Here is a 26,205-nt window from a genome sequence, read left to right as displayed (position 1 = left end):
CTTCCCGACCTGCGGCCGGGCCCGGCCGGCCCGCGTACCGCCGACCCGGCGGCGCCGACCCGGGATGATCCTTCACGACCGCCCCTACCAGCCAGTAGAGTGCGACGACCTTCCCGTCCGATACCTCCCGAAAAGATCAGGTGACAGTATGACCGTCTGGACCCGGCCCGCGCTCTGGTGGCGCCTGGCCATCGTGATATCGGCGGCCACGGGCCTGACCCTCGGCACCGGCTCCCTGGTCTACTTCACCATCCAGAGCAACGTCTTCGTGCTGGCCTACTTCGCCGGCGCGGTCTACTGGATGAAGCAGCGCGGCACCGCCGACGCCCCCGCGCCCCGGCTGCGCGGCGCGGTCACCCTGTACATCCTGATCACCGGGCTGGTCTCGCACATCCTGCTGGAGCACGGCGCCAACCCGCTGCCCGGCCTGTTCGACGGGCCGGACAAGCTCCAGCACTGGTCCTCGTTCTTCCTGCACTACGTCACCCCGGTGCTGGTGATCCTCGACTGGCTGACCCTGCGCCCCCGCAACGCCTCGCACTGGCGCGACATCCCGCTCTGGCTGGCCTTCCCGCTCGGCTACGCCGGCATCGTCATGGCCCGCTCGGCACTGTTCTCCAACTACCCGACGCCGTACCCGTACTTCTTCTTCGACCCGACCGAGAAGGGCTACGGCTACGTCTGGGGGCAGATCGTGCTGCTCACGGTCGAGTTCGTGGTCCTCGCGGCCGTCGTGGTCGGCCTGGACCGGCTCGGCACGCTGGTCGCCGGCAAGCTCCGGCGGACCGTGCCGGCCGAGGCCTGAGCGGAAGTGCCCGAAGGGCGGTGCGGTGTCCGGGCAGGACACCGCACCGCCCTTCGGCCTGCCGGTCCCCGGCCGCCGCGGCACCGGGCGGCGCGCCCGCCCGGATCAGGCCGTCGGGCCCGGCTTCGCCGCTGTGTACAGCCAGGCGTCGAACAGCGGGCCGAGCTCCCGGTGGGAGATCTTCTCGGCCAGCCGGAGCAGGTCGCAGGTGTTGGCGTTGGCGTGCCGGTAGGTCGCGGCCCACTCCCGCAGCAGGGTGAAGAAGTCCCGGTCGCCGATGGTGTCGCGGAGCGCCTGCAGGGTCATCGCGCCCCGGGTGTAGACCACGTCCCCGTTGAAGATGTCGTCGTGCCCCGGGTCACCGGTCTTCAGCAGCCAGAACGGGTCCGCGGCCGGCGTCGCGTAGAAGCCCTCGAAGGTCTCCTTGGCACTCGGACCGCCGTGCTCCTCCTGCCAGAGCCACTCCACATAGGTGGCGAAGCCCTCGTTGAGCCAGATGTCCTGCCAGGTCTCGGGGGTAACGCTGTCGCCGAACCACTGGTGGGCCACCTCGTGCACGACGGTCAGCTCGTCCGGGGCACCGTCGTAGACCGGCCGGCTCTGGGTCTCCAGCGCGTAGCCGACCCCGACCCGGTCGATGATCCCGCCGGTCGAGTCGAACGGGTAGCGGCCGAACCGCCCGGCCTCCCAGGCCACCGCCTCGGCCGTGCTGCGCTGCAGGAAGGAACCGTCGCCGCCGGCCGGGTCGTACGCCGTGATGTTCGGGATGCCGCCCGCGTCGCCGCGGGTCACCGTGAAGTTCCCGATCGCCACCGTCGAGAGGTAGCTGGCCATCGGCTCGCGCATCTCCCAGACGGCGGTGGTCCGGTCGCCGTGGGTCCGCGGTTCGCCCTGCGGCTCGCCGTTGGCCAGCGCCCGCACCCCGTTCGGCGTGCTGAGGCGGAAGGTGTAGGTGGCCTTGTCCCGCAGGTCGTCGTTGACGGGGTACCAGGTCCGGGCGCCGTCCGGCTCGTTCAGGGCGACCGCGCCGTCGTCGGTGTTGAACCATCCGTAGTCGCCCAGGACGCTGTCCCTGATCGGCTCCGGGACGCCCCGGTAGCGGACCTTGACGGTGAACTCCGCGCCGGCCCGGATCGCGCGCGCCGGGCGGATCTCCAGCTTCTGCCCGCTGCGCAGGAACTCCGCGGGCTGCCCGTCGACCAGCACGCTCTCGATCCGCGGCCCCGAGTAGTCCAGCTGGAAGCGCTGCAGACGCTGCCCCGCCGTCGCCGAGACGGTCGCCTCGGCGGCCAACTCGTGGGAGGCGGGCGTGAAGTCGAGGTCGAGGTCGTAGTGCCGGACGTCGTACCCCTGGTTACCGGTCAGCGGGAAGTACGGATCTCCCGCGCCGGCCGGACCGGGCGCACCGGGTTCGGGCCCGCCCGCCGAGGCGGGCACGGCGGCCAGCAGGACCAGGGCGCAGGCCGCGGACACGGCCGCGGTCACACGTGTGCTTCTCGTCATGGGCGTCATGCTCGGACACGGCTGCCCCCGGCCTGATCTGACGCGCCGCGGGGCGGCCCGCGATGCCTCGCATGGCGTCACCGGGCCCCGGCGGCCCGGGCGTGCTCAGATCCGCCAGGCGCGGATCCGGCCGGCCGCCGCGAACACGTCGGCCGTACCCGCCGCCACGTCCCGGGCCAGCTCCACCAGGGCGCCGTACGGCGGGTCGATGCCCTCCGCGGCCGCGTGCATGTACGCGGCCGTCGCCATGCAGGCGTACAGGTTGTTGCGCACCGGCAGCGGCCGCAGCAGCACGATGGTGTGCATCAGCGTCGCCGCGCACCAGGCCGGGTCCGCGGTGTGCCCGAGCTGCGCGGTGTTGACCCGGTGCCGGGCCACCGCCGCCTGCAGCGCCGAGTAGTCGCGCACGCTGAGATCCTCGGGCGAGGCCTGCTCCTGGACGTCGAGCAGCCAGCGGATGTCGACGTGCAGGATCATCACGCCGCGGCGGGCCTCGCCGGGGGCGCGTCCTCGGGGAAGGCCGCGTCGAACTCCTCGACGTGCTCGTTCCAGAACGCCACCGCGTGGTCGACGAAGGTCCGCCGCTGCTGCTCGCGCACGCTCAGGTCGTGGACGTACGCCTTCACGCTCTTGCCGTCGGCGGCCGCCGCCTCACGGATGGCCGCGAGTTCGTGCTCCGTGTACTCGATGTTCAGGGCCGGCATGGCGCCGATGGTACCGGCGGGGTACCGGCCGCGGTACCCCGCCGGAGCGGGAACCGGGCCGGCCCGCGGCCGCGCCGGCCCGTCACCTCGGACCGGTCGGCCGCAGCGCACCGTCCAGTTCCAGCCAGCGGGTGACACCGATCTCCCGCAGGAAGGGCAGGTCGTGGCTCGCCACGACCAGCGCGCCCCGGTAGGCGGCCAGCGCCTGGGTGAGCTGGCGGACGCTGGCGAGGTCCAGGTTGTTGGTCGGCTCGTCCAGCAGCAGCAGTTGCGGGGCCGGGTCGGCGAGCAGCAGGGCGGCCAGGGTCGCCCGGAACCGCTCTCCGCCGGACAGGGTGCCCGCGAGCTGCTCGGCGCGCCCGCCGCGGAACAGGAACCGGGCCAGCCGGGCCCTGATCGCGTTGTCGCCGGCCGCCGGGGCGAAGGCCTTGACGTTGTCGGCGACGCTCAGCGAGTCGTCCAGCAGATCGAGCCGCTGCGGGAGGTGGCGCAGCGGTACGGGGGTGGTGATCTCTCCTTCCAGCGGGGCGAGTTCGCCCGCGATCGTGCGCAGAAGGGTGGTCTTGCCGGAGCCGTTGCGCCCGACCAGGGCGATCCGCTCGGCGCCGCGCAGCTCCAGGTCGGCCGTCACGCCGTACGGCAGCCGGACCTTGGCGAGGCTGAGCACCGTCCGGCCGGCCGGCACCGAGGTGCGTGGCAGGTCGACCCGGATCTCGGCGTCGTCGCGGACCGCCTCCTCGGCGGCGGTGAGCCGCTGCCGGGCCTCGTCCAGGCGGTCGGTGTGCATGCCCTGGAGGCGGCCGGCGGTCTCCTGGGCCCGGCTCTTGAAGGTGCCGGCGAAGATCTTCGGGTCGTTGCGGGTGACCGCGCGCTTCTTGCCATAGCTGGCACTGCGGTCCAGTCGGATCCTGGCCTCGGCCAGGTCCCGCTTCTGCCGCTGGACGTCGGCCTCGGCCGTCCGGAGCAGCCGCTCGGCGGTCTCCTGCTGGGCGGCGACCGTCCGCTCGTACTCGGCGAGGTTGCCGCCGTACCAGGTGACCGCGCCGTCCCGCAGGTCGGCGATCTGGTCGACGTGCTGGAGGAGTTCGCGGTCGTGGCTGACGACCACCATCACCCCGCCCCAGCTCGCGACCGTCTCGTACAGGCGACGGCGGGCTGCCAGGTCGAGATTGTTGGTGGGCTCGTCCAGCAGCAGCACGTCGGGGCGGCGCAGCAGCAGGGCGGCCAGCCGCAGCAGCACCGCCTCGCCGCCGGAGAGTTCACCGGTGGTGCGGTCCAGACCGAGCCGGTCCAGGCCGAGCCGGTCCAGGGTGGCGCGGGCGCGCTCCTCGACGTCCCAGTCCTGGCCGACGGCGTCGTAGTGCCGCTCGTCGGTGTCGCCGGACTCGATGGCGTGCAGCGCCTCGCGGGCGGCCCGGATGCCGAGTGCCTCGTCCACCCTGAGAGTGGTGTCCAGGGTCAACCCCTGTGGGAGGTAGCCGAGTTCACCGTTGACGCGGACGCTGCCGGCGCTCGGGGCGAGCTCGCCGGCGATCAGCCGCAGCAGGGTGGACTTGCCTGCCCCGTTGAGGCCGATCAGGCCGGTCCGGCCGGGGCCGACGGCGAGCTGGAAGCCGTCGAACGCGGTGGCGCCGTCGGGCCATTCGAAGCCGAGGCCGGTGCAGAGGACGGAGGTGGTGGTCGGTTGAGCCATGGTCGGCCTCCCGGTTGGTTGCTGGGGGTGGTGGTGGAGGTAGCAACACGGGGAGACACCGCGGGCACGACATGGTGCGGCGGGGTACGACGGGGATGCCGCGACGGCCGGCCGGGCCGGGTCGACGGAGCTGCCTGGGCCTACGGGGCCGGCTCACCACTGGGGTCGCACGCTCGCGCGCCGCGCTCTTCGAGGGCGCGGGGGCGGTGTCTCAGGACCTCAGTAGAGCAACGGCCTTCTCCTGTTCCGGCGGGGGCAACGCGTTCCACGGTACGAGAGGCTTCCGTCGACCCGCAACCGGATTTCCGGCAGGCGCCCGCCGAAGGCCGTCCCCGGGCTGCCCCGCGTCGGCGCGGATCGTTCGCGTCACCGGCCACCGGACCGGGTGGACGAACCGGGGGGTGCCTGTCGGTGGCCGGAACGCGACGTGGGAGACTCCCTGCTGCTGTACCGGCGGCCTGAGGCCGTTCGGGGAGTCCAAGGGGGAAATGATCTCGTGTCACCTGTATTTCGTGCTGCCCGCGACCAGCATGCGAAGAGCGCCCGCACCGGCCGTGGCGCCCGCACCGCCCGCGCCGCGCTCACCACGTCCGTCGCCGCGCTGACCCTGCTGGCGGCCGCCGCCTGCGGCCCGGAGAACAGCGAGCCCGTTCCGGACGGACCGCCGCCCGCGTCCGCCGCCGGCACCCCGGGCGGGGCCGGGGCCGCCGCCGCGCTGCACCTGCCGACCCTCGACGAGCTGAAGAGCTGGAAGTTCGAGGACTGGGACAAGTGGGCCCAGCAGAACGTGGTCAAGCCGGCCATCGCGGGCTACTGGAACATCCAGCGGATGCTCGACGCCAAGCCGCCGACGCAGGCACCGGACGCGCCGGTCCCGAGCGCCAAGCCGACCGGGCAGCCGAGCGGCCAGCCCAGCGCGAAGCCCAGCGCCAAGCCCGCCGACGGCGGCAACGACCCGCGGCCCGCCCGGATCGAGGCGAAGCCCGTCGCGCACCCGTTCGCCAAGCCGTTCCACGTCAACGGCAAGATCTTCTTCCAGTCCGGCGGCAAGGACTACGTCTGCTCCGGCACCGTGATCTCCGACCCGGCGCACCCGGGCAAGAGCAACCTGGTGTGGACGGCCGGCCACTGCACCCACGAGGGCAAGGGCGCCGGGTACCACGAGAACATCATGTTCGCCCCGGCCTTCAACAGCACCGCGGCCCTCAGCGGCGGCAAGAAGGGCGCCATCGAGCAGGCCGAGCCGTACGGCGAGTGGGGCACGGTCGGCGCCATCGTCTCCCCGCAGTGGGCGGGCGAGGCGGAGCCCGAGGGCGCGCTCAACGGGTCGATCCACTACGACTTCTCGATCATCAAGGTGGCCAACCCCAAGGCGGGCGGCAAGTCGCTGGAGGAGACCGTCGGCGGCTCCGTCCCGGTCTGGTTCAACGCCCCGCGCGACCAGCTGAGCATCAACACCTACGGCTACCCCGCGGCCGACCCGTACGACGGCTTCGAGCTGGAGACCTGCGCCGGCGGCAAGCCGGTCCGGCTCTCCAAGGACGCGAGCCGTCCGCCGCTGCTCACCGTCGGCTGCAGCAACACCGGCGGCAGCAGCGGTGGCGGCTGGTTCAGCACCAAGGACGGCAAGCCCGCCCTGGTCAGCAACACCTCGATCGGCAACGACGAGGGCGGCTGGCAGGCCGGCCCCTACCTGGACGACGTGGCCGCGCACGCGCTGGACTTCATGTCGAAGAAGTGACGCCGGCGAGCTGACACCCGCAGCACCCACGACGGCCCCGGGCCCCGCACGGCGGCCCGGGGCCGTCGCGCTGCGTCACCGCCGGCCACCGCCCGGTCCGGGCCCGGGGAGCAGGGCGGCGCCCCCGATAGGATCGGGGCATCATGAGCGCCACTCTCGTAGTCAAAGACCTCAGCGCCGGCCACGGCGACCGCACCCTCTTCTCCGGCCTGGACCTGGTCGTCGCCCCGGGCGACGTGATCGGGCTGGTCGGGGCCAACGGCGCCGGCAAGTCGACGTTGCTGCGGTTGATGGCCGGGCTGGACACGCCGGAGGGCGGCTCGCTCAGGCTCAGCCCGCCGTCCGCCAACGTCGGGCACCTCCCGCAGGAGCCGGAGCGGCGCGCGGGCGAGTCGGTCCGGGACTTCCTGGCCCGCCGGACGGGCGTGGCGGCCGCGCAGGCGGCGCTGGACGCGGCGACCGAGGGCCTGGTGGAGGGGCGTGCCGGGGCCGACGACGCGTACGCGGTGAGCCTGGACCGCTGGCTGGACCTCGGCGGCGCGGACCTGGAGGAGCGGGCCGAGGAGGTCGCCGACTCGCTCGGGCTGAAGGTCGGCCTGGACCTGCCGATGACGGCACTCTCCGGCGGCCAGGCCGCCCGCGCCGGACTGGCCTCGCTGCTGCTCTCCCGCTACGACCTGTTCCTGCTCGACGAGCCCACCAACGACCTGGACCTGGACGGCCTGGACCGGCTGGAGGCCTTCGTCAAGGGCCTGCGCGCGGGCACCGTGGTGATCAGCCACGACCGTGAGTTCCTGGCCCGCACCGTCACCCGGGTGCTGGAGCTGGACCTCGCCCAGCAGCAGGTCAACCTCTACGGCGGCGGCTACGACGCCTACCTGGAGGAGCGGGCGGTGGCCCGCCGGCACGCCCGCGAGGACTACGAGGAGTACGCCGACACCAAGGCCGGCCTGGAGTCGCGGGCCCGGATGCAGCGCGGCTGGATGGAGAACGGCGTGCGCAACGCGCGCCGCAAGTCCAGCGACAACGACAAGATCGGCCGCAACATGCGGTCGGAGTCCACCGAGAAGCAGGCCGCCAAGGCTCGGCAGACCCAGCGGATGATCGAGCGGCTGGACGTGGTGGAGGAGCCCCGGAAGGAGTGGGAGCTGCGGATGGAGATCGCCGCCGCGCCGCGCTCCGGTTCGGTGGTCGCCACCCTGCGCGGGGCCACCGTGAAGCGCGGCGACTTCGGCTTCGGCCCGGTGGACCTGCAGATCGACTGGGCCGACCGGGTCGCCATCACCGGCGCGAACGGCGCCGGCAAGTCGACCCTGCTGGCCGCCCTGCTCGGCCGGCTCGAACTGGACGGCGGCAGCGCCTCGCTGGGCTCCGGCGTGGTGGTCGGCGAGGTCGACCAGGCGCGCGGGCTGTTCCTCGGCGGCGAGCCGCTCTCGGCGGCCTTCGAGGCCGCGGTGCCGGAGCTCACCCCGGAGGAGGTCCGCACCCTGCTCGCCAAGTTCGGGCTGAAGGCGTTCCATGTGACCCGCCCGGCGGCGACCCTCTCCCCCGGCGAGCGGACCAGGGCCGCACTGGCCCTGCTGCAGGCCCGGGGCGTGAACCTGCTGGTGCTGGACGAGCCGACCAACCACCTGGACCTGCCCGCGATCGAGCAGCTGGAGTCGGCCCTCTCCTCCTACACCGGGACGCTGCTGCTGGTCACCCACGACCGGCGGATGCTGGAGGCGGTGACCGTCAACCGGCGGCTCGAAGTCAGCGGTGGTCTGGTCCACGAGAGCTGACCGGGCGGGGGCGTCCGCGCCCTTCCGCCGACGGGCCGTCATGTGCTGTGCTGGCCACCATGGTTGACATCGATGCGGCCGGGACGTCCTACCCGAGCGTCCCGCACCGCCCCATGACCGTGCCCGCCCACGAGGCCGAGGCACGCAGCAGGTCCTTCCACGACGTGATGGCCCGGCGCCGGACCGTCCGCGACTACTCGACCCGGCCGATCCCGGACGGCGTGCTGGAGTGGGCGGTCCGGACGGCGTCCACCGCGCCCAGCGGCGCGCACGTCCAGCCGTGGCGGTTCGTGGTGATCACCGATCCGGAGCGCAAGCGGCGGCTGCGGGAGGCCGCCGAGGCGGAGGAGCGCGAGTTCTACACCCACCGGGCCTCGGCCGAGTGGCTGGCCGCGCTGGCGCCGATCGGCACCGACTGGCAGAAGCCGTTCCTGGAGGACGCCCCCGCCGTGATCGTGGTCTTCGAGGTGCACAAGGGGCCGCGGAGCCCGCGCCCGTACTACACCAAGGAGTCGGTGGGCATCTCGGTCGGCCTGCTGCTGGCCTGCCTGCACCAGGCCGGGCTGGCGACCCTGACCCACACCCCGAGCCCGATGAAGTTCCTGGGCGAGGTCTGCGAGCGCCCCGCCGAGGAGCGGGCCGCGTACGTGATCCCGGTCGGCTACCCGGCGGCGGGGGCGCGCGTCCCGGACCTGCACCGCAAGGAGCTGGACGAGATCCTGGTCCGCCTCTGACCCCGGGAAATCCGCTGGTCGGCGGCCCGGGTGGAGCGGGATACTCGCGGCCATGAGCCGAACGCCCCAGACAGTGGTCCAGACCTTGGTTCAGACCACTACCGCCCGACCGCCCGAGCTGCTGACCGTCGCCGACGGATACTCCCTGCACCGTCGCACGGACGCCCACGCACCGGCGCTCAACGCGCTGGTGCGGGCCAACCTCGACCACCTGCACCCGTGGATGCCCTGGGCCGACCACGCCCCCGCCCCGGAGGCCACCCTGGCGATGGTCCGGGCCGGCGACACCGCCTGGCAGGCCGGCACCGACTTCCTGTACGTGCTCACCCCCGACACCGAGCCCACCGCCGTGGTGGGCGCGTTCGGCCTGCACGGCCGGATCGGTCCGGGCGTCCTGGAGATCGGCTACTGGACGGACGCCGGACACGGCGGCCGGGGCCTGGCCACCGCCGCCGCCCGGGCCCTGACCGCTGCCGCGCTCGCCCTGCCCGGCATCACCCGCGCGGAGATCCACTGCGACGAGGCCAACACCCGCAGCGCCGCCGTCCCGCGCAGACTCGGCTACCGGCTGGACCGGACCGACGCCGCCCCGGTCACCGCGCCCGGCGAGACCGGCCGCAAGATGATCTGGATCCAGGCCCGCGCCACGTCCTGACCGGACCTTGCCCCGACCGGCCCCTGCCCCGGCCGCCGGCCGCGGCCGGGCACAGCTGCAGGACCGCCCCCACCCCGTCGAGAAACCATCGAGAGACCGAGGACCCATGGCCGGGATCGCCTACGACAGACAGACCGCCGAGGACTACCGGATCGCCCGCGAGGTCCCCCGGGCCGGGCTGGACGCCTGGCGCGCGGCGATCGCCGACGAGGCCGCCCTCGCCCCCGGCGGCACGGTGCTGGACGTCGGAGCCGGGACGGGCGCCTTCGCCGCCGCCTTCCACGACTGGTTCGGCGTCCGGGTGCTCGCCGTCGACCCGGCCGAGGCCATGCGCGCGATGATCCCCCGGACCGACGGCATCACCGTCCTCGACGGCCGCGCCGACGCCCTCCCGGTGCCGGACGGCTGCGCGGACGCCGCCTGGCTGGGCTCCGTCGTTCACCACCTGCCCGACCTGGCGGCCGCCGCCGCGGAGCTGCGGCGGGCCCTGAAGCCCGGGGCCCCGGTGCTGATCCGCAACATCTTCCCCGGCCGCGCCGACCGGGACCTGCGGGTGCGGTTCTTCCCCGAGACCGAGCGGCTGATCGAGGGGTACCCGACCGTCGAGCAGGTCTGCGCGGCCTTCGCCACCGCCGGGTTCACCCGGACCGCCCTGCGCGCCGTCCCCCAGGAGAGCGCCGCCGACCTGGACGCCTTCACCGCCCGGATCCGCCGGGACGCCGACTCCAAGCTGCGCGGCCTCACCGACGAGGAGTTCGAGCGCGGCATGGCCCGACTGCGGGCCACCGCCGCGGCAGCGCCGGGGCACCCCGCCACCAGCTGGATGGACCTGCTCGTACTGTCCTGAGCCGGGAGCCGCCCGGGTCCGGCGAAGTCACCGGGGCCCGGGCGGCCGGGTGCTCAGTACCGCGTGCCGGTGGGTGCGGGCAGCCCGTCCAGTTCGGCGAGGTCCCCGGCGGTGAGCAGCAGATCGGCCGAAGCCGCGTTGTCCGCCAGGTACTTGGGCGTCTTGGTGCCCGGGATCGGCAGCACCAGCCGGCCCTGGGCCAGCACCCAGGCGAGCGCGACCTGGGCCGGCGTGGCGCCGCGCCGGTCGGCGATCCTCCCGACCCCCGCCACGATCGCCTGGTTGGCCGCCAGCGCCTCCCGCTGGAAGCGCGGCAGCGCCCGGCGGAAGTCGTCGGCCGGCAGGTCGTCCGAGGAGCTGAAGCGGCCCGCCAGGAACCCCCGGCCGAGCGGTGAGAAGGGCAGGAACGCGATGCCGTGCGCCTCGGTGTAGGGCAGTACCTCGGCGAGCGCGTCCCGTGTCCAGAGCGAGAGTTCGGACTGCACGGAGGCGACCGGGTGGACGGCCCGCGCCCGCTCGATCTGCTCGACGCTCACCTCGGACAGGCCGATCTGTCGGGCCTTGCCGGCCGCCACGACCTCCGCCAGGGCGCCCCAGCTCTCCTCGATCGGCACCTCCGGGTCCACCCGGTGCAGCTGGTAGAGGTCGACGTGGTCGGTGCCCAGCCGGCGCAGGCTCTCGTCGATCGAACGGCGGATGTGGTCGGGGCGGCCGTTGTTGACCACCGGCCGCTCGCCGTCGCTCACCACCAGGCCCACCTTGGTGGCCAGCACGGCCCGCTCGCGGTACCCGCCGCCCAGCGCGGCGCCGACCAGCTCCTCGTTGCTGTAAGGCCCGTAGACGTCGGCCGTGTCGATCAGGGTGACCCCGAGATCGAGGGCGGCGCGGATCACCCCGGTGGAGGTGGCATCGTCGCGCCCGCTGGGGTCGTAGGCCCAGGTCATGCCCATGCAGCCGAGACCCACCACGCCGACCTCGGGACCGCCGGCCCCGAGTGTGCTGCTACGCATGACTGATACTCCTTCAGGTACGGGACCGGTGTACGGGGACAGCCTGCACCTTCGAGTGCACTCGAAGGCAAGCATGATCGGCCCGGCGCGGCGGGCCTACGCCGCCGACCCGTGCCCGGGACCGGCCCCTGGCAGCACCCCCGGTGCCGGGGGTGCTGCCAGGGGTACTGCCGGAGGTGCCGCCGGGACTACTGGCCGAGGCCGCTCGCGATCGCGTTCAGCAGCGTGCCGGACGCGTCGTCGTTCTCCAGGGCGAAGGCGAACATGCCGCCCAGGCCCTTGTTCCTGGCGTAGGCCGCGCGGGCCTGGATCGCCTGCGGGGTGTCACCCGTCCAGAAGTTGGTGCCGTCGTAGATCCACGAGCTCTCCGTGGTGGCGTCCCAGTGGGTGTTGGCCGCCGTCGGGGTGAGCTCCTTCCAGGCGGCGAGACCGGACTCCGCGCTCAGCGGCTTGGCCGCCGTCGGGCCGGTCGCGCTCTGGTAGAGGCCGAAGTTGGCGCCGGCCGGCACGCCCGTCCAGCCGCGCCAGTAGAACGGGATGCCCAGCACGATCTTGGCCGCCGGGAAGCCGCCCGTGATGCCGTACTCGGGCAGGCCGGCGGTGTACGCGGTGAGCGTGGTGTCCACGTTGTACTTGCGGGTGCCCGGGGTGATCGGTGTGGTCGGGTCGGCGGGGCTGTCGTGCAGCGGGTCCTGGTGGTTGGTGGGGCCGGTGGCGTCCCAGGCGCCGTGCATGTCGTACGTCATGATGTCGGCGTAGTCGAGGTAGGCGCCGATCTTGTCGGTCTCGATCCAGCCGATCTTGTCCTGACCGCTCGGCAGGGCCGCGGTGAGCAGGAACTTCTTGCCCACGGTGGCGCCGTAGGCGTCCAGCTGGGTGCGGAACTCCTTCAGCAGCAGGGTGAAGTTGGCCTTGTCGGCGGCCGAGTAGTGGTTGCCGGTGTGGCCGCCGGGCGAGCCGGGGTACTCCCAGTCGATGTCGATGCCGTCGAAGAGGCCGGCCGCCGAGGCGACGCCGCCGGAGGCGTCCCCGGCGATGTTCTTCGGCAGGTTGCCCTTGAGGAACATGTCGACGCAGGAGGAGACGAAGGCCTTGCGGGAGGCGTCCGTGGCGGCCGCGTCCGAGAAGTACTTCGAGTAGGTCCAGCCGCCCAGCGACATGGTCAGCCGCAGGTCGGGGTACTTCGCCTTGAGCTGGCGGAGCTGGTTGAAGTTGCCCTTGATGGGCTGCTCCCAGCTGTCGGCGGTGCCGTCCACGCTGTCGGCCGCGGCGAAGGTGGCCTGGTAGTCGGCGTACGCGTCGCCGGCGCCGTCACCGGCGTCGGGGTTGTCCTCGTGCGCCGCGTCGGAGGCCTTGACCGCCTCGAAGCAGGTGTGCGAGGTGGGGTGGACGTTGCCGAACGCGTAGGTGATGACGTCGAGTTTGCCCGCCGCGCCGCTGCTGGCGACGTTCTTCGGGAAGTAGGCGTTCTCGTAGATGCCCCACTGGTCGAAGTAGGCCGACTTGACCGGCTTCGCGGCGGGGGCGGCCGCCGTGGTGGTGGAGACCGGCGCGGACTGGCCGGAGGCGTGCCCGCTCGCGTCGTACCCCTGCACGGTGTACGTGTAGGAGGTGTTGGGCAGCAGCGAGGTGATCGCCACCTGGGTGCCCATCGAGGTCGCCACGACCTGGCCGTTGGCCCAGACCTTGTACGCCGGGGTGTCGCCGTTCTGCGAGTTGTCGGTGGACGCGTTCCAGCTGAGCACGATCGCGTTGTGGGTCACCTTGCCGACGGTCACCCCGGTCGGAGTGGTCACCTTGCCGTCACCGGTCGGCCCGCTGGTGGTGGTCGCGGTGGCCGTCGCCGTGCCGGTGGTGGTGGCGGTCGGGCTGGCAGTGGTCGACGGGCTCGCGCTGCTCGACGGGGAGGCGCTGGCGGACGGACCGGCGGACGCGCTCGCGCTGGCCGAGGCGCTCGGGCTCGCGGTCGAGCCGCCCGGGCCGGCGAGGCTCAGATCGTCCGCCTTGTAGGCGCCCTGGCCGTACCAGCCGTGCGTGAAGACGGTCACCGAGGTGGTGCTCGCCCCGGTGGTGAAGGTGGTGGAGAGCTGGCTCCAGGCGGCGGACGAGGGCGCCCAGACGGTGGAGTTGACACCCGTACCGGTCGCGCCGAGGTAGACGTAGCTGCCCTGGACCCAGGCCGACAGGGTGTACGCGGTGTTCGGCTGGACGGCCACCGTCTGCTGGCACTGCCCGGTGTCGGACGCCGAGGCGCCGCCGTTCAGCGCGTACGAGCCGCTGTGCACGGGGGTGGTGACCACGGACCCGTTGGAGCAGCTCCAGCCGCTGAGGGTGCCGGTCTCCAGCCCCGGGTTGGCCAGCAGGTTCACGGTGGCGGCCGAGGCGGAGCCGAAGGTCGTGGCGAGGGCCGCGCCTCCGGTGGTGAGCACGGCCGCCAGGGCCAGTGCTCCGGCTCTGCGACTCGGGTGGGCCCGGTGCGCGGACGCGCGTTCGGGCATGGCTCGGTCGAGCATGGACAGTCCTCCGGACAGTGGGGTTTCCGGCGGTGCAGCGACCCGGGATGGATCGGCGGGGAGCCCGGGCATGGAGGTGCGACGGGCTCCCGGTGAGGCGGGGCCCGCGCGGAGCGACGTCGCGGTACGGCGGCGCCTCGGGTGGAGGCGCCGGGCGGCCCTGCGACGACGCGGGGCTTGCGATGGTGCGGTGGTGCGGTGCTGCGGTGGATCGGTGGTGCGGGTGCGGTGCGGGCGTGCGGGACCGTCCGAGGCGGGCGCTCCACCGACTTCGGCGGAGCGGGACTCGGCGGCACCGCACCCAAAGATTGGACTGGACCAATCCTGGCGTCAAGGGCGATCCCGGAGGACAGGTCGGCACGCGGGCGGGACTCTGTTGACACTCCGTCAACAGGGTGCCCGGTATTGCGTCGGTTCGACCGGTGGCCCCGGGCGGGCCGGCCCGCCCGGGGTGACGCTCGGTCATCGAGAATTTCGCTCCACCCCGTAGCGCCGGGCCCCTGCCCTTCAGGGCGCCCAGGCGGGGCAGCCAGGAGTGCGGGAACCTCCGAATACTCGTTCTGCTGCTGGAGCGGGCTTCGCTGCGAGCCGAAATCACCCGACTCCCGGGTCAGTTGGCGATGCCGACGGTGTGCCCGACGCTCTCCGGCTCGCCGAGGACGCGCAGCATCAGATGGGCGACGTCGGCCCGGGAGGCGAAGGCCCCGCCGCGGATGTTCCGGTCGAAGGCCGTCCGGTAGTCGGCGGTCAGCGGCTTGTCGGTCAACCGGGGCGGGCGCACCACCGTCCAGTCCAGGGCGCCGGCACGCAGCACGTCCTCCATCCGGGCCAGATCGGCGTAGTGCTTGCGCAGCGCCGCCCGGACGATCGGGGTGCCGAGTCGGCTCATCAGGAACCCGTCCCCCGGGTCGCGGCGCGGCGGGTTCGGACGGCCCGGCGAGGCCACGGTGCCGATCGGTGCGGCGCTGACCACGACGATCCGGCGAACGCCGGTCGCCGTCATCGCCGAGCTGATCGCCCGGGTGCCGCGCCAGGCCACCCCGGCCTCGGCGCTCGACCGAGCGCCGAGGCCGGAGAGGACGGCGTCCGCCCCGGCCACCGCGCTCTCCAGCACACCTGGATCGGCGGCCGACAGGTCGGCCCGCACGGCCCGCACCGGCCGGGACAGCCGGTCGGGATCGCGGACCACCGCGATGACCTCGTGGCCTGCGGCGAAGGCCTGGTCGAGGAGTTCGCGGCCGATGCCGCCGGTGGCCGCGAGGATGACGATCTTCATGTCGATCTGCCTCTTTTCAGGGAGGTGCTCGGTGTTCGGGGAGGGCTCAGGAGTGCTTCGGACGCGCAAGGCCCGGCGGGCGTACGGCACGCCCAGGGGTTCGCCCAGGGGCGCATTCGCCGAGCCACGCGCTCGTTCAGGCGCGCGGCGCTCAGGCGCGGAAGGCGTCCGCGTGGTCGGTGGCCCAGTCGGCGAAGGTGCGGGCCGGGCGGCCGAGGAGGGCGCCCAGCTGGTCGGTGCCGGGGTGCTGGGGCTGCCGCAGATGGGCGGCGTACCGGGCCATCAGGGCACGGACGAACGGCTCGGGCAGGCCCTGCCGGAGCATCCCTTGGACGGCGGCCTCGGGCGGGACCTCCGCCATCCGCAGCGGCCGGCCGAGCACCTCGCCGAGGACGGCCAGCATCTGCTGGTGGGAGAGCGACTGCGGTCCCGGCAGTGCCAGCCGCCGGCCGGCGTACTCGTCGGTGAGCAGCGCGCGGGCCGCCACCTCGGCCAGGTCCCGCTCGTCGGCCGGCGACTCCTGGAAGTCCGGGTGGACGTAGCGGACCACGTCGCCGGCCCGGATCTGGGCGCCCCAGGCGGTCAGCGCGTTGCCGGCGAAGGAGCTCGCCCGCAGGCTGGTCCACTCCAGCCCGCTGGTGGCGGCGGCCTCCTCGGCCTCCTTGTTGCGGTCCCCTCGGAAGCGGGAGGGCTGCTGGTCCAGCGGGTCGTCTACGTTCAGTGCGGACAGCGCGACCACCCGCCGGACGCCGCGGTCGCGGGCCAGCGCGACGAGTTCGGCGGCGGCGTCCCCGACGGCGCGCGGGTGCAGGAAGAGGGCCGTGACGCCGTCCAGGGCGGGGGCGATCGAGGCCGGCCGGGACGGGTCGCCGCCGACGGTCTCGACGCCGGCGGGGAGGTGGGCCGTGGCCGGGTCGCGGGTGACGGCGCGGACCGCCGCGCCGCGCGCGTGCAGGGCGGCGGTCAGCGGGTGTCCGACGGAGCCGGTGGCACCGGTTATCAGGATCATCGTCTTTCCTTTCGAACGGCCGGCTGGTGCGGTCAGGCCTGATCGGCGGCCGGGTCCAGCCGGGAGAGCTTGTCGGGGTTGGTCACGAAGTAGATGCCGCGGACCGTCTCGCCGTCCGGGTCGAGGTCCAGCACCAGGACGGCGAAGGGCGAGCCGGCGATCAGCAGAACCGCCGAGGGGCCGCCGTTGACCTGCTGGAAGCGGATGTCCAGCCGGGGTGCCAGGTCCGGCCCCCGGGTGGTCAGCAGGCGGGCGACCCGGTCCCGGCCGTGCAGCGGCCGCAGCCCGGCCGCCACGGCCTTGCCGCCGCCGTCCGCCCAGAGCGTGACGTCCGGGGCCAGCAACCGCAGCAGCGCCTGGAGGTCCCCGTCGTACACCGCCGCCGCGAAGCGCTCGGTCACCTGCTGCCGCAGCCGGGGGTCGGCCTGGTAGCGGGGGCGGCGGGCCTGGACGTGCTCGCGGGCGCGGTGGGCGAGCTGGCGGACCGCCGAGGGGCGGCGGCCGAGGATCTCCGCGGTCTCGGTGTGGGCGTAGCCGAAGACCTCGTGCAGGACGAAGACGGCGCGCTCCAGCGGGGTGAGGGTTTCCAGCACCACCAGCAGGGCCATCGACACCGATTCGGCCCGGTCCACCGCCTCGCCGCCGTCCTCGGGCGCCCGCGGGCCGTCGGCGAGGGTGGTGGGCAGCGGTTCCGGCAGCCAGGGGCCGACGTAGGTCTCCCGGCGGCGGCTGATCACGGCCTGCCGGGCCAGCGCCTTGTTGACCGCGATCCGGACCAGGTAGGCCCGGGGGTGCTCGATCGGGCCGGCCTCGGCCGTCCCGGCGGCCCCGGCCCGCGCCGACCAGGCCAGCCAGGCCTCCTGGAGCACGTCCTCGGTGTCGGCGACGCTGCCGAGCATGTTGTAGACGATCGAGAACAGCAGCTCCCGGTGCCCGACGAAGACCTCGGTGGCGTCCACCGCGACGCCGTACGCGTCCTCGGGCGCGCCTTCCCCCGGTACCGGCGGGGTGTGCTGCTCGCTGTCCTCCCGGGGGCTGCCGGGCGGCGGGACGTCGGTCATGGTGGGGCCTCCTTCGCGGTCGTCATCTGTGAGCCCCTCCGCGCCGGGAATGTGACATCGGGGCCGGTGGCTGTGACGCAGGTCTCACCGCAGGGGCAGCCGCCCGCCCGGCGAGCGGACGCGGCACGGTCCGGACACGCCGAAGGCCCCGGGCGGCCTGGGGCCGTACCGGGGCTCTCGCGGGCCCCGGGCGCGCGATCCGGGGCGGGCCCGGCCGTCAGCCGCCCGGGGTGCTGCCCGCGGCGGTGACGGACTGCTTGTGGTGGAAGACGTTCTCCCGGTCCCAGATGCTCTTCGCCAGCTGCAGCCGCGGGTAGTTCTGCTTGTAGTACAGCCGTGGGTAGAGCGGGGCCGGGTCGGCGGTGGTGCCGAGGTCGACGTCCGGGTAGTTGACGTACGCGCCGTCGGTGCCGAGGTCGTGGCCGGCGTCGCTGATCTCGGGGACGCCGCCGGTCTCGGCGTAGACCTCCCGGTAGAAGCCGCTGAGGAAGTCCAGGTGGGCCTGGTCCTGGGCGGGGCTGGTCCAGTACGTCTGGTACTGCAGCTTCATGAAGGAGTCCCGCTGCGGGACGGCGGTGGCGCAGGGGTCGACGGCGTTCGTCCGGCAGCCGTAGGAGTCGATCTGGACCAGGGTCTGGGTCAGGTCGACGCCGGGGTCGTCGCGGGTCAGCCAGTTCCAGATGCCGGTGACGTTGCCGGCCGAGAACGGCTTGCGGTGGTAGGCCGACTTGTACTTGCCGCGCTGGTTGGCGCCCGACCCGTTCAGCGTCATGGTCGCCTCCATCCAGGGCATCTGCCGGCGCTTCTCCGGCAGCGGCAGGAAGAGGCCGCCCGCGCCGGTCGTCTGGACGGTGGCCTCGGTGGTCAGACCGGCCTGCATCGCCCGCAGGAAGTCGTCCAGCGGGCCGACGTCGTCGCGGACCCACTCGGTGAACAGCGCGATGTTGCCGTTGGTCTTGTGGGTGAGCTTCAGAATGCTGAAGAGGTCCTGGTAGACCTGCTCGTCCGGGCTGCTGTGCGCGGCGAAGAACTCGCCGTAGTTGGCGAGCAGCCGGGGGAAGTCGTCCGGGTTCTTCAGCAGGTCGGCCCAGGGCCAGGCGATGCTGCTGAGCCAGACCCGCGGCGGCGGGGTCGGCAGCTGCTCGGTGAACCAGTAGCGCAGCACCACGCCGAAGTTCCCTCCGCCGCCGCCGGTGTGCGCCCAGAACAGGTGGGCGGTGTCGGAGCCTTCGGGGTCGTCGCGGTGGGCGCTGGTGATCTCGGCCCGGCCGTCCTTCACGGTGACCACGTCGACCTGGACGAGGTGGTCGACGGTGAGCCCGTCGCGCCGGTTGAGGACGCCGTAGCCTCCCCCGCAGATGTGGCCGCCGGCTCCGACCGAGTAGCAGGATCCGCCCGGGATCGCCACGTCGTACTTGCGGAAGAGCTCGGTGTAGACGTCCCAGAGGCTGGCGCCGGCCTCCACGCAGTAGGCGGTCCGGCCGTACTTGTCCCGGCCCCGGCCGACGCCCTTGCGCAGGCTGAGGTCGAGGATGGCGCCGCCGGTGTTCTCGACGAAGTCCTCGTAGCAGTGACCGCCGCTGCGGACGGTGGGGCGCAGGCCCTGCCGCAGGGCGCCGTTCACGGTGGCGACCGCCTCGGCGTCGGCGGTGATCAGCTGGATGTAGCGCGGCTCGCTGGTCCACCGCTGGTTGAAGCCCTGGCTGAGGGCCTGGTAGCGCCCGTCGCCGGGGAGCACCCGCAGCTGCGCGCCCGGGTCGGCCGGCCCGCCCGGCGCGGGGACGGCGGAGTCCGCCCGGGCGCCGGTGGCGAACACTCCGAGCGAGGCTCCGGCGGCCACCGCCCCGGCCGTGCCCAGGAGTCCTCGTCGGGAAATGTCTTGGCTCATGTGCCGGATCTCCTTCGCCCTGCAGTTCTGCGAAAACCACACGAAATGATCGGATTCACCGAGGAAAGCGGGAGCAATTCGCTGACGAATGTTCAAACATGGTCATGGGAAATCGAATTGAAGCTAGCACGGCACCCCGGCAGCCCCGGAGATCCGACACTCCGAGGGGGTGGGGCGAGGCCCGCCCCGGGTACGGCGGGTACCGGGCCGGCCCCGCCCCCGGCCGGGTCCGCGACGAGGCGCACGCCGCCGCCCGGACGGACCCGGGCCGAACCTTAAACCGGACCTAAGCCCCGCCAAGGTTCTTGACGTGCACAGTTGGTCTAGTCCACTTTGATGGCTAGCACCGCGCACACCCCCACTCGGAACCACCCCCGACCCGCCGCCCGGCGCACCCCCACCAGCGCCCGGCAACGGCGAGCCCCGTCCCGGAAGGCTCCCCCCATGGCCCGCGCGCACCACCGCCGGACAACGCCCCGGCGCGCCAAGCTCCTTGCCCTCACCGCCGCCTCGGCGCTCGCCGCCGGCACCCTGGTCACCGTCGCCGTCAACGCCAGCGCGGCCGACACCAACCTGCTCGCCAACCCCGGCTTCGAGAGCGGCTCGCTGGGCGCCTGGAGCTGCTCGGCCGGCACCGGCTCGGTCGTCGGCAGCCCGGCCCACACCGGCTCGTACGCCCTCAAGGGGGCCGCGAGCAGCAGCGACACCGCCCAGTGCGGCCAGAGCGTCGCCGTGAAGCCCAACACCAAGTACACGCTGAGCGCGTGGGTCCAGGGCAACTACGTCTACCTCGGCGCCACCGGCAGCGGTGTCACCGACCCGGCCACCTGGACCCCGGGCGGCGCCAACTGGCAGCAGCTGTCCACCAGTTTCACCACCGGCGCGGCCACCACCAGCGTCACCGTCTACTTGCACGGCTGGTACGGGCAGGGCGCCTACAGCGCCGACGACGTGGCGCTCAGCGGCCCCGGCGGCACCCCGACCACGCCGCCGACCAGCCCCGCGCCGACCAGCGCCTCGCCCACCGCGACCGCCACGCCCACGGCCACCTCCTCGCCGACCGTCCCCGTCCCGAACGTCCCGGTGCCGGCTGCGCCGTACGTGGACATGGGCGCCTGGCCGACCCCCTCGCTGCCCGCGATGGCCACCGCCGGCAACCTCAAGTCGTTCACCATGGGTTTCGTCACCAGCGTGGGCTGCAAGGCCAGTTGGTTCAACGCCTACGACCCGCGGACGGGCTGGGGCAAGGACCAGATCGACGCCCTGCGGGCCAAGGGCGGTGACGTCAAGGTGTCCTTCGGCGGCGCCAGCGGCACCGAACTCGCCGCCGCCTGCGGCTCGGTGGACGCGCTGTTCGCCGAGTACGACGCCGTCGTCAAGGCCTACGGCCTCAAGTACGTCGACTTCGACATCGAGGGCGCGGCGATCGCCGACACCGCCTCCAACGACCGGCGCTCGGCCGCCCTGGCCAAGCTGCAGAAGGCCAACCCGGGCCTGAAGGTCTCCTTCACGCTGCCCGTCCTGCCGGAGGGGCTGACCGCCGAGGGCGTCGCCATCGTCCGCTCGGCCCGTGACGCCGGGGTCGACGTCAACCTGGTGAATGTGATGGCGATGGACTACTACCGCGCCGGCTCCGACTACGGGGACGCCGCGGTCCAGGCCGCCCAGGGCACCTACAACCAGCTCAAGGCGCTCTACCCGGCCAAGAGCGACGCCCAGCTGTGGTCCGCCGTCGGCGTCACCCCGATGATCGGCGAGAACGACGACCACCAGATCTACAACCAGGCGGACGCCCAGCAGTTGGTCTCCTTCGCCAAGCTGCACCACCTGGGCATGCTGGCCTTCTGGGACGCGACCCGGGACGCCAACGCCTGCACCGGCGCGCTCTACAAGTGCACCAACATCGCCCAGCAGCCGTACGAGTTCTCGAAGATCTTCGCGCAGTACACCGGCTGACCTGCCGCTCCGGACCGGGGGCCGGGCCACGGGAGGGATCCCCGTGGCCCGGCCCCCGGCACCCGGCCGGCGGTCAGGGCGCGGCGACCACGGCCCGCGAGCGGTCGGCGGCGATCCGGACGGCGAAGGCCGCCAGCGCGGTGCCCATCAGATAGCGGTGCACCCTGGTCCAGAGCGGGCGGCGGGCGAAGAAGACCGACACCGAGCCGGCCGTCAGCACGAAGACACCGTTCATCGTCAGGCCGACCACGATCTGGGTGAGACCCAGCAGCAGGCTCTGCACGCCAATGTGACCGCGCTGCGGCTCGACGAACTGCGGCAGCAGCGACACGTACAGGATCGCGATCTTCGGGTTCAGCAGGCAGGTCAGCAGCCCCATCGCGAACAGCCGGGCGGGCGGGTCGGCCTTCAGCTCACGCGGGGTGAACGCCGAGTCCCCGCCGGGCCGGACGGCCTTCCAAGCCAGCCGGAGCAGGTAGGCCGCGCCGGCCAGCTTGATCGTCAGATAGATCTCGGGGACGAGCGCGAACACCGCGGCGATGCCGGCGGTGGCCGCGAACAGGTAGGTCAGGAAGCCCACCCCGACGCCGGCCAGCGAGATCAGCCCGGCTCGGCGGCCCTGCGCCACCGAACGGGACACCAGGTAGATCATGTTCGGCCCCGGCGTGAGCACCATCCCGAACGCCACCACCGCGATCCCCGCTATCGCCCCTGCTCCGACCACCATCACGCCTGCCTCCCCCACGCCCGCCGCCAGCCGCCGAGCCGTGCCGATCCTAGACGAACGGCCGTACCCGGACCGCTCACCGGCCCGGTCGGACGGCGGCCCCGCACCCGTCTCCGTAGAGTGCGCACATGCACCTCGGCCGCCGCGACCTGCACCGGGCCCACGCCTCCCTCGCCGCGCGGGCCGGCGACGGCCTCTCCCCGGAGCGCCTGCGGCAGTATGCCGCGGTGCTGGGCGAACTCGAGCGCGCGGCGGCCGCCGGCGACCTCCCCGCGGACCCGCGCGCGCCCCTCACCGCGGACCTGGTCACCGCGTTCCTCGAGCACGCCGAGGCCGGCCGGTACCGCGCCTCGACCGCCGCCACGGGCCCGACCTCCCCGTCCACCAACCGGGTCCGGATCGGCTGCCTCAACGGCTTGTCCGAGCAGGCCGGCCACCCGTACGACCTTGAGCACCGCACCCCGGCGCCGCCCCTGAAGCCGGGGACGACCGCCCGCGAGGCCGCCGACCTGCGCGAGTACCTGCGCTCGCAGAACCGGCGCTCGCTGCTGGACGACGGCCACGCCCGCATCCTCGCCGCGATCGGCATCTGCCTGGACACCGGCGGCCGTTCGGGCGAACTCGCCGCGATCCGGCTGGCCGACCTCGGGCCCGGCCTGCGCACGGTACGGCTGCGCCCGAACCCCCAGCGCCTCGCCGGTCGCGGCCCCGGGCCGGGCGAGCCGATCGGGCTGTACGCGCCCACCCGGGCCGCCCTGGTCCGCTACCTGCCCGTCCGCGAGGGTCTGGTGGCCGCCATGCGGGCCTGGTACGCGCTGCACCCCGACCAGGACGTCGACCCGAACCACGACTTCCTGTTCGTCTCGCTGCGGCCCAACCACACCGGCGGGCGCCCCGCCGTGGAGGGCGGCACTCCCCTGCGCCCCGAGGGTGTGCCGCTCCACCCGCAGGGGCTGCGCCGGGCGCTCGACCGGGCGGCGCTCCGGATCAACGCCGGCCGCCCGAAGGCCCGTCCGCTCCCGACCATGGAGCAGCTGCGGCGGATCACCGACGGGGCCCCCGGCCCCAGGTAGCCGGGTTCTGGTCCTGGACGCCGAAGGCCCTGACGGCACCGGGCCCGTTAATAGCTCAATAATCCCATCGTGCAAGTCATGTGGGCCGTAGTAGCCTCACCGGCACTGCCCAGGCGTGGCGCAGAGGCAGGCGCACCGCTTGCGCAGGGCGGACACGCCGGTTCGAATCCGGCCACCCGGGCAGCACCACGGACTCCGCGGCGCGGCGGCCGGCGCCCCGGAGCACCACTCCGGGCCCGCCGCCCCGCGTCCGGTCGGGTCCACCGACGCGAACGACACGGGGAGCGGCAGTGCGGGACAGTGCGGGCGGGACCGGGGACGGGCAGGACGGCCCGGCCGTTCCGGGCGGCCGTACGGCCGACGAGGTCCCGACGGCGGACGAACTCGCCGCGTTCTCCCGCACCGTCGGACGACTGCGGGCGCTGCCCCTCACCCACCCGGCGAGGTGGCGCGCCGAGCAGGAGGCCGGGTCCTTCGTCCGGGAGGGCCGCAAGCGGCGGCGGCAGGAGAGCCGCGAGCGGGAGCGCCGGGCGGACGCCGAGCTGGTCGCGGCCACCGCGACCGGCGGGCGCGACCGGCGCGAGGACGCGCCGCTCACCCTGCCGTCCGAGACCGCCCCGGTGGGCGAGTACCTCCAGCGCCGGCGTTGCTACGTCTGCAAGTCGACATACCGTCAGGCCGACAGCTTCTACCACTCGCTCTGCCCGCCCTGCGCCGGCGACAACGCCCGCCGGCGCGGCCTGAGCACCGACCTGCGCGGACGGCGGGTCCTGCTCACCGGCGGCCGGGTCAAGATCGGGTTCCAGCTGGCCCTGATGATGCTCCGGGACGGCGCCGACCTCATCGTCACCAGCCGCTTCCCGCACGACACCCTGCGCCGGTTCCGGGCCGCCCCGGGCAGCGCCGGGTGGCTCGACCGGCTATCCGTCGTCGGCATCGACCTGCGCGACCCCCGCCAGGTGCTCGGCCTCTGCGAAGGCCTGCGCGCCGACGGCCGCCCGCTCGACATCCTGGTCAACAACGCCGCCCAGACCCTGCGCCGCCCGCCCGAGTCGTACGCCCTGCTGGCCGCCGGCGAGCACCGCGCGCTGCCGTCCGACGCCGCCCGCGCCGTCACCCACGCCCCCGGGTTCCGCCCGATGCCCGCGCTGGCGCCCGCCTGGCCCGCCGCCGAACTAGACGCCGGCGCGGTCGTCCCGCTCCCCCGCACCGGTGAGTTCGCGGCGCACCCGCCGGCACCGGCGGCGGACGAGGCCGGGCTGCTGCCCGACCCGGCGCCCGCCAACTCCTGGTCCGTCCGGCTCGGCGACCTCGACCCGTCCGAGCTGCTGGAGACCCAGCTGGTCAACGCGCTCGCCCCGGCCCTGCTCTGCGACCGGCTGCTCCCGCTGCTGCTCGCTTCCCCGCACCCCCGCCGCTACATCGTCAACGTCACGGCCGTGGAGGGGCGGTTCGCCGTCCGCAACAAGACGGCCGGCCACCCGCACACCAACATGGCCAAGGCCGCCCTGAACATGCTCACCCGCACCAGCGCGGCCGAACTCGCCGCCCAGGACGTCCACATGTGCGCGGTGGACACCGGCTGGATCACCGACGAGAACCCGGCGCCGAAGAAGTCCAGGATCGCCGACCGGGGGTTCCGGACCCCGCTGGACATCGTCGACGGCGCGGCCCGCGTCTACGACCCGATCGTCCGCGGCGAGGCCGGTTCGCCCGTCTCCGGTGTGTTCCTCAAGGACTACCAGGAGGCGCAGTGGTGACCGGCCCGGGGCGCGGCGAGCGCCCGGCGGCTACTCCCCGCTCAGGAACCGGGCCTCGGTGTCCGGGTCCAGGCCGCAGCGGCTGAGGTCCTCGCGGATCGGGGCGCCCGAGGTCTCCCCCGGCGGGCTGACCAGGTTGTACGCCCCGCCGAGGCCGTGCACCGAGGTGTCCAGGGTCCAGGCCGCGAGGTCGCGGGCGACGGGGGCGGGCGACATGCATGACGGGTGCCCGACTGTGGATCCGGCGCCGTGACGGGCGCCGCAATTCGCTGGAGCGGCGCGACCCGGCGGGCGAGGATGTCACCCATGACCGAATCGCAGCTCACGTACATCGCCGCCCCCGAGGGCGTCGCCCCGGGAACGGGTTACACCCAGGTCGTCACCGGCACGGGCCGCCTGGTCGCCGTCTCCGGGCAGGTCGCGCTCGACGAGCGGGGGCAGTTGGTGGGCGCGGGCGATCCGGCCGCGCAGACCCGGCAGGTCTTCGAGAACCTCCGCCGGTGTCTGGCCGCCGCCGGCGCGACCTTCGACGACGTCGTCAAGCTCACCTACTTCGTCACCGACATCGGCCACCTGCCGGCGATCCGGCCCGTCCGGGACGAGTTCGTCGACGTCCGGCGGCCGCCCGCCAGCTCGGCCGTCCAGGTCGCCGCCCTGTTCCGTCCCGAACTGCTGCTGGAGGTGGAGGCGTTCGCCGTGGTCCCGGAGAAGGCCGGCTGACGGGCGCCCGACCTGGGGCCGGCGGCCGGTACCCGACCCGGGGCCGGAATGGGCCGCGACGCGCGCGAGGTGCCAATGATCTGACAGGCACTCACTCCACCAGCCCCTGAGCACTACGATCAGGCAATGACGGATACCACGGAAACCGCGACGGAACTCACCGACCTGGCCTCCCGGTTCCCGCTGCTGCATGCCCCGCAGCGCTGGACCTGGGGTGGCTACGACGCCCAGTTCTCGTCGGCACTCCCGCCCGACGAGTTGATCACCAACATTCACGTGGTCGGGTTCTCCGACGACCAGGTGGTGCTCTGCCGCGACGCCCGCGGCCACTGGTTCCTCCCGGGCGGCACCCGGGAGGCGGGCGAGAGCGTCGAGTCCTGCCTGGCGCGCGAGTTGCGCGAGGAGGCCGGCGCCCGGCTGACCGGCTCGCCGGTCTGGATCGGCGCGCACAGATGCGTGACGGACGACCCCGTCCCGTACCGGCCCTGGCAGCCGCACCCGGAGAAGGCCTGGCTCTGGGGCTGGGCCGAGGTCGACGTCGACTCCGCGCCGACCAACCCGGCCGACGGCGAGGAGGTCGTCGAGGTGCGGGCGGTCGACCCGGAGGAGGCCGGGCGCCTGCTGGTACGGGCTCGCGAGGGCTGGTGGCGGGAGCTCGTCCAGCTCGCGGTGGAGTCGCACTCCCGGCCCTGAACCGGCCGTGGAACTGCCCTGACCGGGCACTCGACCGGCGCGGCGGCCGGGAGCCG

The 26,205-nt window shown here is 73.7% G+C and carries 23 protein-coding genes and 1 tRNA gene; 12 read left to right on the top strand and 12 right to left on the bottom strand.

Translation table 11 applies throughout. The annotated features are described in order from the left end of the window. The first annotated feature begins 148 nt into the window (after positions 1 to 148). Positions 149 to 805 carry a Pr6Pr family membrane protein gene (locus OG689_RS31640; protein ID WP_266324263.1) on the top strand — a complete coding sequence of 219 codons (657 nt, stop codon included), beginning with the start codon at positions 149 to 151 and terminating at the stop codon, positions 803 to 805. 105 nt (positions 806 to 910) lie between these two features. On the opposite strand, the gene OG689_RS31635 is transcribed toward OG689_RS31640, so the two are convergent. The 4 genes from OG689_RS31635 to OG689_RS31620 all read right to left on the bottom strand — a co-directional run bounded on the left by OG689_RS31635 (position 911) and on the right by OG689_RS31620 (position 4,705). Then, a complete protein-coding gene (locus tag OG689_RS31635) occupies positions 911 to 2,308 on the bottom strand; it encodes a M1 family metallopeptidase (protein WP_266324262.1) in 1,398 nt (465 codons plus the stop codon). A gap of 105 nt (positions 2,309 to 2,413) precedes the next feature. Further along, entirely contained in the window at positions 2,414 to 2,785 is a 372-nt protein-coding gene (locus OG689_RS31630) for a toxin Doc (RefSeq protein ID WP_266327570.1), read from the bottom strand. Then, positions 2,785 to 3,012 carry a hypothetical protein gene (locus tag OG689_RS31625; protein ID WP_073925799.1) on the bottom strand — a complete coding sequence of 76 codons (228 nt, stop codon included), beginning with the start codon at positions 3,010 to 3,012 and terminating at the stop codon, positions 2,785 to 2,787. The genes OG689_RS31630 and OG689_RS31625 overlap by 1 nt, the downstream gene beginning before the upstream one ends. Before the next feature lie 82 nt (positions 3,013 to 3,094). After that, positions 3,095 to 4,705 (bottom strand): ATP-binding cassette domain-containing protein, encoded by a 1,611-nt coding sequence (locus tag OG689_RS31620; RefSeq protein ID WP_266324261.1) that lies wholly within the window; start codon positions 4,703 to 4,705, stop codon positions 3,095 to 3,097. A 496-nt stretch (positions 4,706 to 5,201) separates the two neighbouring features. Between OG689_RS31620 and OG689_RS31615 the strand changes: the two genes are divergently transcribed. The 5 genes from OG689_RS31615 to OG689_RS31595 all read left to right on the top strand — a co-directional run bounded on the left by OG689_RS31615 (position 5,202) and on the right by OG689_RS31595 (position 10,463). Beyond that, positions 5,202 to 6,446, top strand: a complete 1,245-nt coding sequence (locus OG689_RS31615) for a hypothetical protein (RefSeq protein ID WP_266324260.1) — start codon at positions 5,202 to 5,204, stop codon at positions 6,444 to 6,446. A 143-nt stretch (positions 6,447 to 6,589) separates the two neighbouring features. Further along, positions 6,590 to 8,227: an ABC-F family ATP-binding cassette domain-containing protein gene (locus OG689_RS31610; protein ID WP_266324259.1), complete on the top strand. Its 1,638-nt coding sequence runs from the start codon at positions 6,590 to 6,592 to the stop codon at positions 8,225 to 8,227. 59 nt (positions 8,228 to 8,286) lie between these two features. Beyond that, complete coding sequence (locus OG689_RS31605; protein ID WP_266324258.1) at positions 8,287 to 8,961, top strand: nitroreductase family protein; 675 nt, start codon at positions 8,287 to 8,289, stop codon at positions 8,959 to 8,961. 52 nt (positions 8,962 to 9,013) lie between these two features. After that, positions 9,014 to 9,616, top strand: a complete 603-nt coding sequence (locus OG689_RS31600; RefSeq protein ID WP_266324257.1) for a GNAT family N-acetyltransferase — start codon at positions 9,014 to 9,016, stop codon at positions 9,614 to 9,616. Between the two features lie 106 nt (positions 9,617 to 9,722). After that, positions 9,723 to 10,463 carry a methyltransferase domain-containing protein gene (locus OG689_RS31595; RefSeq protein ID WP_266324256.1) on the top strand — a complete coding sequence of 247 codons (741 nt, stop codon included), beginning with the start codon at positions 9,723 to 9,725 and terminating at the stop codon, positions 10,461 to 10,463. A 53-nt stretch (positions 10,464 to 10,516) separates the two neighbouring features. Here the strand turns inward: OG689_RS31595 and OG689_RS31590 are convergent, their stop codons facing one another. From OG689_RS31590 to OG689_RS31565, 6 genes are all read right to left on the bottom strand, one after another. Next, positions 10,517 to 11,473 carry an aldo/keto reductase gene (locus OG689_RS31590; RefSeq protein WP_266324255.1) on the bottom strand — a complete coding sequence of 319 codons (957 nt, stop codon included), beginning with the start codon at positions 11,471 to 11,473 and terminating at the stop codon, positions 10,517 to 10,519. 188 nt (positions 11,474 to 11,661) lie between these two features. Further along, positions 11,662 to 13,986: a glycosyl hydrolase family 18 protein gene (locus tag OG689_RS31585; RefSeq protein WP_266324254.1), complete on the bottom strand. Its 2,325-nt coding sequence runs from the start codon at positions 13,984 to 13,986 to the stop codon at positions 11,662 to 11,664. Positions 13,987 to 14,596: 610 nt separating this feature from the next. Next, positions 14,597 to 15,262 carry an NAD(P)H-binding protein gene (locus OG689_RS31580; protein ID WP_266324253.1) on the bottom strand — a complete coding sequence of 222 codons (666 nt, stop codon included), beginning with the start codon at positions 15,260 to 15,262 and terminating at the stop codon, positions 14,597 to 14,599. Between the two features lie 151 nt (positions 15,263 to 15,413). Then, complete coding sequence (locus tag OG689_RS31575) at positions 15,414 to 16,271, bottom strand: NAD(P)H-binding protein (RefSeq protein ID WP_266324252.1); 858 nt, start codon at positions 16,269 to 16,271, stop codon at positions 15,414 to 15,416. Between the two features lie 32 nt (positions 16,272 to 16,303). After that, positions 16,304 to 17,332, bottom strand: a complete 1,029-nt coding sequence (locus tag OG689_RS31570) for a sigma-70 family RNA polymerase sigma factor (RefSeq protein WP_266324251.1) — start codon at positions 17,330 to 17,332, stop codon at positions 16,304 to 16,306. Positions 17,333 to 17,549: 217 nt separating this feature from the next. Beyond that, the gene (locus OG689_RS31565; protein ID WP_266324250.1) at positions 17,550 to 19,220 is read right to left on the bottom strand and encodes a BBE domain-containing protein; all 1,671 of its coding nucleotides are present in this window, start codon (positions 19,218 to 19,220) and stop codon (positions 17,550 to 17,552) included. A gap of 444 nt (positions 19,221 to 19,664) precedes the next feature. On the opposite strand from OG689_RS31565, the gene OG689_RS31560 reads away from it, so the two are divergent. Beyond that, the gene (locus OG689_RS31560) at positions 19,665 to 21,176 is read left to right on the top strand and encodes a carbohydrate binding domain-containing protein (protein ID WP_266324249.1); all 1,512 of its coding nucleotides are present in this window, start codon (positions 19,665 to 19,667) and stop codon (positions 21,174 to 21,176) included. Between the two features lie 73 nt (positions 21,177 to 21,249). On the opposite strand, the gene OG689_RS31555 is transcribed toward OG689_RS31560, so the two are convergent. After that, positions 21,250 to 21,903 carry a LysE family translocator gene (locus OG689_RS31555; RefSeq protein WP_266324248.1) on the bottom strand — a complete coding sequence of 218 codons (654 nt, stop codon included), beginning with the start codon at positions 21,901 to 21,903 and terminating at the stop codon, positions 21,250 to 21,252. 128 nt (positions 21,904 to 22,031) lie between these two features. Here OG689_RS31555 and OG689_RS31550 point away from each other — a divergent pair, with 128 nt between their 5' ends. The 3 genes from OG689_RS31550 to OG689_RS31540 all read left to right on the top strand — a co-directional run bounded on the left by OG689_RS31550 (position 22,032) and on the right by OG689_RS31540 (position 24,736). Next, positions 22,032 to 22,976 (top strand): hypothetical protein, encoded by a 945-nt coding sequence (locus OG689_RS31550; RefSeq protein WP_266324247.1) that lies wholly within the window; start codon positions 22,032 to 22,034, stop codon positions 22,974 to 22,976. A gap of 107 nt (positions 22,977 to 23,083) precedes the next feature. Then, positions 23,084 to 23,159: transfer RNA gene (locus OG689_RS31545), tRNA-Ala, on the top strand. Positions 23,160 to 23,389: 230 nt separating this feature from the next. Then, complete coding sequence (locus OG689_RS31540) at positions 23,390 to 24,736, top strand: SDR family oxidoreductase (RefSeq protein ID WP_266327568.1); 1,347 nt, start codon at positions 23,390 to 23,392, stop codon at positions 24,734 to 24,736. A 30-nt stretch (positions 24,737 to 24,766) separates the two neighbouring features. Here OG689_RS31540 and OG689_RS31535 read toward each other — a convergent pair whose 3' ends face one another. Further along, positions 24,767 to 24,952, bottom strand: a complete 186-nt coding sequence (locus OG689_RS31535) for a hypothetical protein (RefSeq protein ID WP_266324246.1) — start codon at positions 24,950 to 24,952, stop codon at positions 24,767 to 24,769. A gap of 90 nt (positions 24,953 to 25,042) precedes the next feature. Between OG689_RS31535 and OG689_RS31530 the strand changes: the two genes are divergently transcribed. Beyond that, a complete protein-coding gene (locus OG689_RS31530; RefSeq protein WP_266324245.1) occupies positions 25,043 to 25,456 on the top strand; it encodes a RidA family protein in 414 nt (137 codons plus the stop codon). Positions 25,457 to 25,582: 126 nt separating this feature from the next. Further along, the gene (locus OG689_RS31525; protein WP_266324244.1) at positions 25,583 to 26,149 is read left to right on the top strand and encodes an NUDIX hydrolase; all 567 of its coding nucleotides are present in this window, start codon (positions 25,583 to 25,585) and stop codon (positions 26,147 to 26,149) included. Positions 26,150 to 26,205: the final 56 nt, after the last annotated feature.

This window comes from Kitasatospora sp. NBC_00240, from assembly GCF_026342405.1.
Classification (GTDB): Bacteria; Actinomycetota; Actinomycetes; order Streptomycetales; family Streptomycetaceae; genus Kitasatospora.
The sequence above is the reverse complement of the archived record's forward strand: the minus strand, read 5'-3'. Positions and strand labels throughout refer to the sequence as shown.